Genomic DNA, 12,430 nt, shown 5'->3' on the forward strand with positions numbered 1-12,430 from the left:
TCCAGGCGCTCTCCGACGACGAGTTGCGCGCCAAGACCGTCGAGTTTCGCCAGCGCATCGCCGATACGGTTGCCGCGGCCAAGATCAATCCCGAGGACGAAGACGCCGAAAAGGCCACCTACGACGTTGAGCAGGCCGCCCTGAAGGCCATCATGCCCGAGGCATTCGCGGTCGTCCGCGAGGCCGGCAAACGCGCCGTGCAGATGCGCCACTTCGACGTGCAGCTCATCGGCGGCATGGTGCTCCACTCAGGCAACATCGCCGAGATGAAGACCGGCGAAGGCAAGACCCTCGTCGCAACGCTTCCCTGCTATCTCAACGCCCTCGCCGGGCGCGGCGTCCACGTCGTTACCGTCAACGACTACCTCGCCAAGCGCGACGCCGAGTGGATGGGCAAGATCTACGGATTTCTGGGACTCACCGTCGGCGTCATCGTCCACGACCTGGACGACCAGCAGCGCCGCGAGGCCTATGGCTCCGACATCACTTACGGCACCAACAACGAGTTCGGCTTCGACTATCTGCGCGACAACATGAAGTTCGAGCTGGCCGATCAGGTGCAGCGCGGCAACTACTACTGCATCGTCGACGAAGTGGACTCCATCCTTATCGATGAGGCGCGTACGCCGCTCATCATCAGCGGCCCAACCGACCAGACCACCGACAAGTACGCTCGCGTCAACGCCATCATCCCCTCGCTCGAAGCGGGCGAGTTGACCGAGACCCTCGACACCAAGACCTATACCGGAGACTTCGTCGTCGACGAGAAGGCCCGCGCCATCACCATCACCGATGAAGGATGGGAGAAGATCGAGAAGCTGCTCGGCATCGGCAACATCGCCGAGCCCGAGAACTGGGACCTCAAGCATCACGTCGAAGTCGCGGTCAAAGCCCATAATCTTTACAAGCGCGATGTGGAGTATGTCGTCAAAGAAGGCGAAGTCATCATCGTCGACGAGTTCACGGGGCGCCTGATGCCCGGTCGCCGCTGGTCTGACGGTCTTCACCAGGCGGTCGAAGCCAAAGAAGGCGTCGACATCCGTAAGGAAGACCAGACGCTTGCGACGATCACCTTCCAGAACTACTTCCGCATGTACAAAAAACTCTCGGGCATGACCGGTACCGCCGAGACGGAGGCTTCTGAGTTCGGCAAAATCTACAACCTGGACATCGTCGTCATCCCGACCAACCGGGTGATGAGGCGCCTCGAAAACCCCGATGTCGTTTACCGCACCTCGAAGGAAAAATACTTCGCCGTGGCCGACGAGATCGCGAAGCTGCACGAGAACAAGCAGCCGGTACTGGTCGGTACCACAAGCATCGAGAAGTCCGAGTTGCTGAGCGAGATCCTCAAGCGCAAAGGCGTTCGCCACGTCGTCCTCAACGCCAAGTTCCACGAGAAGGAAGCCGAGATCGTCGCCCAGGCCGGACGCCTCGGCATGGTCACCATTGCCACCAACATGGCTGGCCGTGGAACCGACATTCTGCTCGGCGGCAATGCCGAGTTCATGGCCCGCCAGGACATCGTCCGCAAGAACCTTGCTCGCGCCGTCTCTGCAGCCGAAGGTGCAATCTCTCCAGTCGCCGCTCCCGGCATGGTGCGTTTCTACTACGCCGGTCAGGAGTTTGAGGCGACGCAGGAGGCCTGGGACGGTGCCACCGCTATCCACGAAGCAGCAGCAAAGAAGGAGCACGACGCCGTTATCGAAGCCGGCGGCCTGCATATCCTCGGCACCGAGCGCCACGAGTCGCGCCGCGTCGACAACCAGCTCCGTGGCCGCGCCGGCCGTCAGGGCGACCCAGGCTCCTCCCGCTTCTTCCTCTCACTCGAAGACGACCTCATGCGCATCTTCGCCCGCGAGTGGGTTTCGACCCTGCTCCAACGGCTCGGCATGGAAGAGGGCGTTCCGATCGAGAGCCGCATGATCTCCAAGCGCATCGCTTCCGCGCAGCAAGCGGTCGAGAGCCAGAACTTCGAGTCGCGCAAACACGTCCTCGAGTACGACGACGTCATGAATAAGCAGCGTGAGGCCGTCTATAGTCTGCGCCGTCAACTGATGGGTGGCGTCGATCAGAAGCTGCTCATCACGGACGACTACCTCTCCACCATCCTCTCCAATATGCTGGATGAGTACGCGCCCGAAAAGGCGCACGCCGACGAGTGGAAGATGGATGCTCTGTTCGCGCAGACCTACGATGTCTTCGGGGCGCATCTCGAAAACGAGATCAACGCAACCGAGATGACCCGCCACGAGCTCGGCGAGGCCATCTTCGAAAAGCTTCGCGCACGCTACGACATCAAGGAGCAGATTCTTGGCTCCCCGGCCATGCGTTATCACGAACGCATCGTCATGCTGTCCGTCCTTGACGGCCTGTGGAAGGATCACCTCCTCGCCATGGACCATCTCAAGGAAGGCATCGGTCTGCGTGGCTACGCGCAGCAGGACCCATTGGTTGCCTACAAGAAAGAGTCCTTCGATATGTTCGAAGGCATGATGCTCCGCTTCCAGGAAGACACCGCACGCCACCTCTTCCGCATGCAGATCATCGGCCCCGACGGCACTCCTATCGAGACTGCCGAGCAGTTGCAGCAGGCGCAGCAACAGCGTCCCCCTGTCCAGAACGCAGACCCTAACGCGCTTCCGGCCTCATCGGCGCATGCTCCTGTTCCTATTCCCACCAGGCAGCCGTCCACCACCATCGACGCGCTCGAGCGCGAGTTCCAAAAGAAGAAGAAGCGCGAACTCGATCTCGCCCGCGCCGCCGGAGCCAGCTCGGAGACGAACGGCGCAACTCCTCGCCGCACCGGAGAAAAAGTCGGACGTAACGACGATTGCCCCTGCGGCTCCGGCAAGAAATACAAGAAGTGCCACGGGGCGGAAGCTTAGTTCTGTAAGAGATATCAAAAGTTCAGCGCGGCTTCGGTCGCGCTGAACTTTTCTAGTGGCTCATTTTTAAGTAGCCTCATTCAAATACGACCTGTTTGAGGCTGAAATTACTCCCCACCTAATCGATCCAGATCGTCGAGCAGCAGCTTCGCCTTCGTGGCCAGCGTTGTTGCACCCTCCACATCGCCGGAGTTCAACGCCTCCTGCGCCTGCTTCCAGAAGTTGCGAACACGGTTGACCTGCGACCGCTGCCTTCTTGCAATCTGCGGCGACAATCCGTTCAGTCGTATCTGAATCGTGCGGATCAAGCTTGCGGCCTCATGCTGCGCCTGCGGATTGGCAGCTCCTCCCGCAGTCAAGTCACCGATGGCGGCTTCATCTGTCATCGGCTCCGGCTCCGGAGTCGTTTCTTCAGCGGGAGCAGTGGCGCTCTTGGGAGCCAGGCGTCTGCGCTCACGCCGCGGAGTCGCAGCCGCAGCCGCGATGGGCATTGGAGGCAAGCTAACAACCGGCGCAGCGATCAGCGGAGGGTTCGCCTGAGGAGGCACATTCACAAGCGGAATCGGTGTAAGCACCGGCGGCAGCACAGGAAGCTTAGGCGCCTTGTGCAGATGCATGCATCCGCTCAAGCCGAATGCGAATGCCGCAGACGCTATCCCCGTCACCAATCTTCGCGTCATATTGTCTTGCAGTTTCAAACGCGCTCTCCCATTCCCTGATGACCGGTCTCCGCGGCAAAAGCCTTGCGTCCCTCCACCCCTGCTCCGGTTGCAAGCGGCAATCGCAGCGTAAATGTCGTCCCCCGGTCGGGAGAACGGGCATCTGCATTCGACCGGACGTCCATCGCTCCGCCATGCATCTGCAGGATGCGATACGTCATCGCCAGCCCGATTCCACTGCCCTTCGCTTTTGTGGTGAAGTACAACTCAAAGATACGCGGTAACAGCTCGGGCGGTATACCCTCTCCTTCGTCCGCTATTTCTACCACGGCAAACGAATGTTCACGGCGTATTACCACCCGCATCTTACCCCCTGAGGGCATGGCCTGCATCCCGTTCAGCATCAAATTCAACAACGCCTGCCGCACCAATTCAGCGTCGACCCGCACCACCAGCGGATCCGTCGGAGCTAACACGATGACCTCGACCTGATTCTCGAGCATCTCCGCTGCCGTCAACTCGGTGACCGCGCGCACTACCTTGCGCAGATCGTGCTCCCGAAGGTGTAACTCCATGGGGCGAGAGAAGTCCGCAAGTGTTTGCACAACGCGGTCCAGCCGCTGCATCTCCCCTGCCAGAATATCGACATGCCGCTGAGCCCCGACAAGTCCCGAGGCATCTCCACTTGCGAGCTTGCTCCGCAACAGTTCCAGATGCACCACCATGGCGTTGATAGGGTTCTTGACCTCGTGTCCAACTCCGGCAGTCAGACGCCCAATCGCCCCAAGCCGCCGCGCTACCTCAAGTTCCTGTCCCAATTGCAGCGCAGATTCCGTGTCTCGCAGCGTCAGCAAGGTTCCCATCTTGCTGCTCCCACCCAATCCGTCGTCAATCCTGTCCAGAGAAATCTGCACCTGCCGTCCATCCTCGAGCGATACTCCTTCGGCGCTCACCTGTCTGCCCCCTGCAAAGGCTCTCAACACCGCTGCGCCCAGCGCGGTTCCCGGTTCAAAGATCTCTTCCAACTGCTTGCCCACCAACTCACTCTCAGACGTGTTCAGAAAGTACGCCACAGCATCAGAGACCATCACCGCGCGATCGTCCGCGGTAAACAGCAGGACACCGTCGCGCAGCGTATCCAGCATCTGGGCGAGGTTGGCCTGCAAAGCCGTATAGCCTGCCTCGGTGCTGCGAATCTGCTCCCCCAGCCGGTCGATGGTCTTCGATACCCTGACCACCGCATCGTTACCCGAATCTTTCTCCCGAGGAGGCGGCAATGCGTCGCGGGCAGCAGTTGTCAGGCTCTCCAGTTTGCGGCTGATCACCTCGATCGGCTGCAGCGCCACATTCGCAAGCAACCCGGCCGCGACCATCGCAGCGAACGCCGCCAGCAGCGCGAAGATCAGCGCGTCTTTCAGCCATGGCTCATACGAGGCGCGGAGAAACGTTGAACGAACGCCCACGTGTACCGTCAGGAAGGGCTTCCCGTTGCGGTCCAGCACCTGAACAATATCGAGCACGCGCGGCTGGCCGAAGACCATCTTCATCTGCGACGCAATGCTCCCCGCCTGCACGCTTTGCAGGCTCATCCTGCTCAACGACTGCTGGTCCGACGTATCCGGGTCCGTGCTCACCAGGGTCAGCCCGTGCGCATCGGTAACAGTCACGTCCTGCACCGTGGGCGAGTAGCGGACCACCATGTTCATACCATCGATTAGCGGCTGGTTGCTCTGCAGGGCATTTGTCACCGCAGTCTGAAACGCGGCGTCCGTCTTATCCAGCGGCGGCTGGGCACGCAGCCCTGTCTCCACCGCCTGCCGCGTCATCAGCCATACTTCGTGTGCCAGCACGTCGTTGGCCGCCGCCGTCTGCTCAATCCTCTGCCGCAGCAACTCGCTCACAAACAGCGCCGACAGGATCAGGACGATCGCAAACGTCAACCCGGTAGCCGACACCACCAGCTTCGTCTTCAGCCGCATCGCTACTCCGTCACAACAGGAGACGCACTCTGGTATTCCTTCAGCTTGTTCTGCAGCGTCTTCGAGCTGATCCCCAGTATCTCCGCAGCCTTGGTCTTGTTGTTGTGCGTCGATAGCAGCGTCTTCAGAATCAGCTGCCGTTCTGCCTCGTCTACCGTCGTCCCGACCTCGACCCGCACGGTATTTTTGTCCTCCAGGTACCGTTGCATCTCGCTCGAAGTCCCGCCAGCATCGCTCTCCGCAGCTGCACGGCTCGCCCGCGTTGGATCGGGAGCAAACCCCGGCTCGCCAAAGTGCGGCGGCAGGTGCTCCACGCCCAGCATCCCGGTGCCAGCCAGAATTACCGCCCGCTCAATCGTATTTCGAAGCTCGCGCACATTCCCCGGCCACTTGTACTGCTCCATCCGCGTCATCAGCGAATCCTTCAGACCCGCCACCGTGCAGTGGTGCCGCTCGTTCATATCGTCGATCATCTTCTCCGCGATCGCCGAGACGTCCATCAGGTGGTCGCGCAGCGGCGGCATATGAATGTTGAAGACGTTCAGGCGGTAGTAAAGATCGCCCCGCAGTTCACCGCTCGCTACCGCCTGCTCCGGATCTTTATTCGTAGCCGCGACCACCCTTACATCGACCGGCGTCTCGACCTTGCTGCCCAGCCGGCGCAGCTTCCTGTCTTCAAGCACACGCAGCAGCTTCGCCTGGGTCGCCGCCGGCATCTCGCCGATCTCGTCCAGCAGCAGCGTCCCTTCTTCGGCCAGTTCAAAGCACCCAGCCCTTCGCTCCAGCGCTCCTGTGAACGCCCCCTTCTCGTGTCCAAAGATCTCGCTCTCAATCAGCGTCTCCGGAATCGCCGCGCAGTTCACCGCGACGAAAGGCTTCAGACGGCGCGAGCTAAGATCGTGCAGCGCTCGCGCTACCAACTCTTTGCCTGTCCCGCTCTCTCCCGTCACCAGGACCGAGACGTTGGACGGTGCGACCCGCTCGATCATGTTGAAGATGTCCTTCATCTGCGGGGACGACCCTACCAGCGGCCCAAGCACACCGGTATCTCGCAACTGCCGGCGCGTCACCTCCAGTTCCACATCGGCCTCGCGCTGGCGACTCGCATTATGCAGGATCGTCCGCAGCCGCACCGGATCGACCGGCTTGGGGATGTAGTCGTAGGCTCCCATCCGCATCGCTTCGACGGCGGACTCAATCGACCCCTGCGCAGTCAGCATCACCACAGCGATCCGCTGCGGCAGCTCGCCAATGCGGTTCAGCAGCTCCATGCCATCCATTCGCGGCATCTTCAGGTCGGTCACCACAATCGCCGGAGCCCACTCCACCGCTCGCTCCAGACCCTCAATCCCATCGGCCGCGCACTCCGCCCGGTAGCCCCAGCTCTCGATCAACTCCGTCAAGCCGCTCCGTGCGTGGACTTCATCTTCAACAATCAGAACTTTTTCCGAGCTCATACCAACCTTTCGACCTTTGGCATCGATACGTCCTTGGATGCACACCCACGTTCCAGTGTATCTACTCCTGCAGGCAAAAGTTACGGAGCCACCTTCGCAATTCCCGTGAAAAAGCACATTCCATCACGAGGGACAGGCGAAGTTACCAAAGATTTAAAGCAGCGCGATCGTTCTGACCTGCGCCTTGGTTTCATCTGTGGCCGTTCTCTGAAGCTAGCTTCCCGGATACAAAACCCGGTACATCTCACGGTTGCGCAGAATCGCCTGCACGTACTCCCGCGTCTCCGAGTATGGAATAGACTCCACAAACTCGGGAATGTCTTTGTAGTCGCTGCTCGACATCCACCGGCGTACCGGAGAGTCCCCTGCGTTATACGCCGCCAGCGCGTACTCTTTCTGGCCACCGAACCTGTCCAGTACCTGCTTCAGGTTCATGGTGCCGAGTTCAAGGTTGGTCCTTGCGTTCAGCAGATCGGTTGTCTTGAAGTGTCTGATCTTCTGCTTCTTCGCCATCGACTTGCCGACCGACGGAATCAGCTGCATGAGCCCATAGGCATTCGCCCGGCTCACCGCACCGGCGTTGAACTCCGACTCCTGCCGAATCAGCGAGGCAACGAAGTAGGGGTCAAGCCCATTCTTCTTCGACTCAGATACCAGGTCTGGCCAATAGGGCTGCGGAAATAACAGATGCCAGTAGAGCGTCGGCACCTGGTCCACCGGCAGCGAGTAGAACGAGATTCCGCTATGCTTCATCGACTGCACCGACCGCGTGTACTCCCCATAGGAGGCGTAGATCTCGGCCTCCGCCAGCGCTCCCCACTCGCTCGACGTCTCGCTCGCCTGAATCTCCGGCCCGATGTACTCGTTCAGCGCCGCATTCGCCAGCAGCCGCGCCTTGATCAGATGGATGTCATTCTCCGGCAGATCGCCGGTCAGCTCCGGCACCTCCAGTTGCGGGACCGCGCTCAGCACCGGCGAAGGCGCCACCGCAGGCTGGTCTCCCAACACCTTCAGCCGCTGCCGCGCCAGGTTGGCATAGTAGAAGTTGGTGTAGGTCGTCGCCAGCGTGCGGTAGTAGTTCACCGCCTGGCCAAAGTTATGCTCTTCATCTTCGTAGATGCGCGCCCGCCAGTAGAGCGCGCTCGAAACCTCGACACCCGCCGGATACATCTGGATCTGCTCATCCATCAGCCGCGCCGCCTCGGCATAATTGCGCAGCCTGTAGTTCATCCACGCCGCCCGCCAGTGTGCCGAAGGAGCATACGTGCTCTGCGGGAACATCTTCACGAGCGTCGAGTAGTGGTACGTCGCCTGCTTGGCATTGTGCTTCAGCAGGTACATATTGCCGCCCGAATAAAGCGCCTCCTCGAGCCAGCGGCTCTTGGGAAACTGCTGAATCATCTTCGCGATCAGCGCGTCGTGTCCGGCTTCGTCGTCCTCGTCGCGTGACAGCTCTGCCAGCATGTACAGCTTCAGCGCGGCGCTGTCTCCGGTCGTCTCCGGCAACGCCTCCACCTGTTTGCGGCTGATGTGCTTCAGCTTCATATCGCAGACGGCGGAGTAGACCTTCAGCACATCCAGATCGCTCGCGCTCAGCCCGGCGCTATTGCTGGCGATGGCGTGGTACTCCTCGCTTGCAGCGCTGTACTGCTTCGCATTGAAGAGCTGGTCGGCATGGGCCTTGCGCTCCGCCGCCGTAAGCGGCACTCCCATGGCCACCAACTGCGTCCGCGCCTGCCCCGCCTCAAAGCTCAAGGGCTCCTTGAGGTAGATGCCGCGGAAGACTGCCGCAGCCCGCGCCGTGTCATTCGACATCTGGTAGGCCCGACCCAGCACATACCGAAAGCCCACATGCGATGCCTGCTGGGTATCTTCAAGCGGCTCCAACGCCTTCAGCGCGGCCTGCGGGTTGAGCTGTTGCAGGTACGCGTTGGCCAGCAGCACCGGAGCGTCTGAGTTGAAGATGCTCCCCGGATGCCGATCGGCAAAGTTGTCCAACAGAGCGTAGGCGTCCGCGCCGTGGCCGCCCTGCAACGAGGCCTGGGCTCCGAGGTAGTCGGCATAGTCGTCCAGGGCCTTGCCGCTCCGATTGGCCTGGCGATAGGCATTGGCCGCGTCGTCATACTTGTGGTCCAGCATGTAGGCATGGCCCAGGGCCAGATATGCCGCCGAAGCTCCTTCACCCGGATGCGAGTGCGCATAGCTCTCCACTCCCCGATAGGCGGCCGGCGATCGGGTCGCCGTCAACTGCTGCGCCATCGGCCGCAGTTGTTCGGTCGCATGAAAGGCGCTGGTCAGCTTGATGCTTCGTGCCGTGGCTTTAGGCGCGGTGTGGTGCCTTCTGTGCGAGGCGGCTTTCCCGCTGCCTGCCCGCCGCTTCGAGGCAGAGGCATGCGGCCCCCGGCGTGTGGTCTTCGCTGCCGTCCGCGCTGAGGTCTTCTTCTCCCTTGTGGTGCTCTTTTTCTCTTTGGAGGAGGTCTTTTTTGCCGTCGTCTTTTTTGCGGCTTTGGAATGGGCGTGACTGTGCGACTTCGCCGTCTGCGCCACCGCGCCGCTCCCCAGGACAACCATCACTCCAACCAGCAGAAGTCCGACAAAAGCCGCGAATGGAACTCCGGCACAACGACGCATGATCAATTCGTTCTTAATTTCACCCACCTATCTACTCTATGCTGCGCACGCTCGCGCCGAACCACCACAGTGCGAGGCGGAATCACAACAGGTACGCCAAATCGTTATCGCAGTAGCTACTGACGACCACCATCCAGGAAGAGGATGCAGTCCGACGGACTTACCTTGGCCAGGGGTCACGGAGCCATGGTGCTTGTGGATTTTGATGTCCGAACCGAGGAGAAGCAGGGAAAAGAATTTCCCATTCCATTGCAAAAGTGCTGCCGCTTCGCCATTAAGTGCGGCCGAGGGAAGAAAATACGGCGCCGCCGATGACGGGAAGCTGATTTATGTAATTGATAAATAAAATCTTACAAAGATTATCAGCGAGGTATCCCTCTCTTTACCCTTAGAGTGGGACCTCCCGGAAACACCCGTTAGGGGAGGTAACTCATAAGATTCTCTGCAAAAAACGCAGCAATTTTGTGCACTTTATGGCAAGTATGCAAATTTTGTCACTCACGAGAACCAAATTCGCTAAAACGCTTCCCTATCCTTCTGATGGTTGTTAGCTATTTCCCCCATAATTTTTGACATGCAAGGATATATGCGCTTTGGCAATTGAATTGCTGATAGCTACACCGAGCGACATTTCGCTAGGGCAATTCAATGCGGCGACGAACGCTGTTACTTCTGATCATCGTGCTTCTGCTGACCGGATCGGCGACGGGCGTCAGCGCATCGACGGAGTGCCAACGGTGGTTCATCGCCTACAGGCAGCAGCTCGAGCACACTCAGACGGTGCAGCGCTTGCGTCGGGCCAAACTCAGAGCGGAGCGCTATGCCCGCATGAAACTGGCAGGCTATGTCAGGCCTAAGCCGGTTGTCAGGCCGCATCGGCATTACCCACACAGGCCGAGGATGACCCGCGCCGAGATTCTTCGCCGCTACAATCTCGCCTGCGGCGTCCTGCCCGAGAGAGAGTCCGACCAGCCGATCATAAAAGAGGAGACTCTGGAAGACTTTGCTTCACAACGCCCTCTCGATTTTCTGCCCGTAGCAGACTCCGACAACCAGCAGCTGATCGCATCCAACATTCCGCCTGTCTATACGGATACGGGAGTCACCCCGGACAATCCTCCTCCTCCCGGCGGATTTCCGTACTTCCCCCCGACTGGAGGGTTTCCTGGCGGTTATGTTCCTCCAGGCGGTCACAAGCCTCCTCCGAACGGACCCCCTCCGCCTCCTGTCGTCGCGCCTGTTCCCGAACCGGAGAGCCTTGCTCTGTTGCTGACGGGCCTCATCGGCGGAGCTGGCATCATACGCCGCAGGTTCCATGCCTAAGATGGCTCGTGGATGGCCCGTGCATTGTGCGCCAACTTTGATCTAGCCAACCTGAATGGCGCGCCCGATGAGCAGGATCACCGGTGCCGGACCAACGGCAGCATCGTCGATCGATCCAAGGGTCGCTGCATGAACCTGCTCTGCTGCGGTCGAGGCCCTGGAGACGGCAACACATGGCGTATCCGCGGCGATACCCGACTCGATAAGATCATCGGCAAGCGCGCGGAAGTTGCGACCGGGCATGTAGATGACCAGCGTGGCATCCGGCGGAAACGCGCCAGCCCACTTTGGCGTGAGTTGCACCTTGCCCGCGGCATGGTGCGCTGTGGCTAGTATCAACTTCGATGCCGCACTGCGATCGGTAAGCGGCGTTTGCAGCCCGGCGGCAACCGCAAATGCTGTGGTGATACCCGGCACAATTTCAAAGGGAATCCCGGCACCGCGAAGCGCCTGAATCTCTTCGCCAGCACGCCCGAAGATAAGAGGATCGCCTGACTTGAGGCGCAGCACCGATTTGCCTGCCTGCGCCCCGTCGATCATCAGAACATGGATCTCAGCCTGGGTAATGCGCGGTTGGCCACAGCGCTTGCCCACGGGAATAATCTCCGCCCCCTGATGCGCCAGCGCGAGAATCTCGTCGGAGACCAGGTCGTCGGGAAGAATCAGGTCGGCCGTTTCAAGCAGCCGGAGGGTACGCAAGGTGAGATAGTCCGGGTCACCCGGACCTGCTCCGGCAAGGTACACATGGCCGCGCTCAGCCGCTGACGGCCTCGTTCGCGATGAGGACGAAAGCGCAGATTTTCTGGTCTCTTCGTGGCCGCTCAAGCTTTGCCTTCCGGCGGATTGGTCTTGGCGTGCTCGCGGGCCAGCAGGCGTGAGGGACACTGGTCGTAGCCGCAAACTTCGCGCTGGGCAAGTTGGTGCAGCAGCCACTTGCGGTCGTCATTGAGCGGCTCGGCAGCGACGACTTCGCGGCGCAGATGGCCGAGGTCGGCGAGCCATTCTCCCGCATCGAGAGGAAGCTGCGCGTTGATGTCTTTTCGTATCTTCTGAGCGAGAGCAGGGCTGGCGCCAGCAGTGGAGATGGCGATCTGAAGATCGCCCCGGCGAACCACGGATGGAAAGTAGAAGTCGCAGAAGGGTGGATCGTCCACGGCGTTGCAGAGAACGCCTTTTGCGGTCGCCTCCGCAAAGACTGCGCGATTAACTGCAGGGACATTGGTCGCAGCCACGACAAGAAAGCTGCCCGTCAGGTCGCCATCGGCGTAAGGCCGTTGGTGATACTCAATCTCCCCGGCGGCGGCGAGATCCTGAATGCGCTCATTGGCCTCGGGAGCGATGACCGTGATTTGAGCGTTCGCAGCCTGAAGCGATTCGATCTTGGATTCAGCCAGATTTCCCGCCCCAACAACGACGCATGGGCGAGCAGCGAGCTTGAGGAAGATGGGAAAGAGAGACATAATATCTTCCTTTGATGATAGCGGAGACATAGA

General features: G+C 60.3%; 8 protein-coding genes. 2 read left to right on the forward strand and 6 right to left on the reverse strand.

Features of this window, described 5'->3' with window-relative positions; genetic code table 11:
• On the forward strand, positions 1–2,888 hold a 2,888-nt coding region (gene secA, locus VMU57_RS05175; protein ID WP_325381507.1), incomplete at its 5' end, for a preprotein translocase subunit SecA.
• A gap of 107 nt (positions 2,889–2,995) precedes the next feature.
• Here the strand turns inward: secA and VMU57_RS05180 are convergent.
• From VMU57_RS05180 to VMU57_RS05195, 4 genes are all read right to left on the reverse strand, one after another.
• Complete coding sequence (locus tag VMU57_RS05180; protein ID WP_325381509.1) at positions 2,996–3,586, reverse strand: hypothetical protein; 591 nt, start codon at positions 3,584–3,586, stop codon at positions 2,996–2,998.
• Entirely contained in the window at positions 3,583–5,526 is a 1,944-nt protein-coding gene (locus tag VMU57_RS05185) for a sensor histidine kinase (protein WP_325381511.1), read from the reverse strand. The genes VMU57_RS05180 and VMU57_RS05185 overlap by 4 nt, the downstream gene beginning before the upstream one ends.
• Before the next feature lie 2 nt (positions 5,527–5,528).
• On the reverse strand, positions 5,529–6,983 hold the full coding sequence (locus VMU57_RS05190; RefSeq protein WP_325381513.1) for a sigma-54 dependent transcriptional regulator: 1,455 nt from the start codon (positions 6,981–6,983) through the stop codon (positions 5,529–5,531).
• 213 nt (positions 6,984–7,196) lie between these two features.
• Positions 7,197–9,614, reverse strand: coding sequence for a transglycosylase SLT domain-containing protein (locus VMU57_RS05195; protein ID WP_325381515.1), 2,418 nt, complete (start codon positions 9,612–9,614; stop codon positions 7,197–7,199).
• Positions 9,615–10,262: 648 nt separating this feature from the next.
• Here VMU57_RS05195 and VMU57_RS05200 point away from each other — a divergent pair.
• A complete protein-coding gene (locus tag VMU57_RS05200; RefSeq protein ID WP_325381517.1) occupies positions 10,263–10,937 on the forward strand; it encodes a PEP-CTERM sorting domain-containing protein in 675 nt (224 codons plus the stop codon).
• A gap of 42 nt (positions 10,938–10,979) precedes the next feature.
• Here VMU57_RS05200 and cobA read toward each other — a convergent pair whose 3' ends face one another.
• Positions 10,980–11,762: a uroporphyrinogen-III C-methyltransferase gene (cobA, locus tag VMU57_RS05205; protein ID WP_325381519.1), complete on the reverse strand. Its 783-nt coding sequence runs from the start codon at positions 11,760–11,762 to the stop codon at positions 10,980–10,982.
• Positions 11,759–12,397, reverse strand: coding sequence for a bifunctional precorrin-2 dehydrogenase/sirohydrochlorin ferrochelatase (locus VMU57_RS05210; protein WP_325381521.1), 639 nt, complete (start codon positions 12,395–12,397; stop codon positions 11,759–11,761). Before VMU57_RS05210 ends, cobA begins: the two co-directional genes overlap by 4 nt.
• Positions 12,398–12,430 lie beyond the last annotated feature (33 nt).

The sequence above is a fragment of the Edaphobacter sp. genome (assembly GCF_035532915.1).
Taxonomy (GTDB): Bacteria; Acidobacteriota; Terriglobia; order Terriglobales; family Acidobacteriaceae; genus Edaphobacter.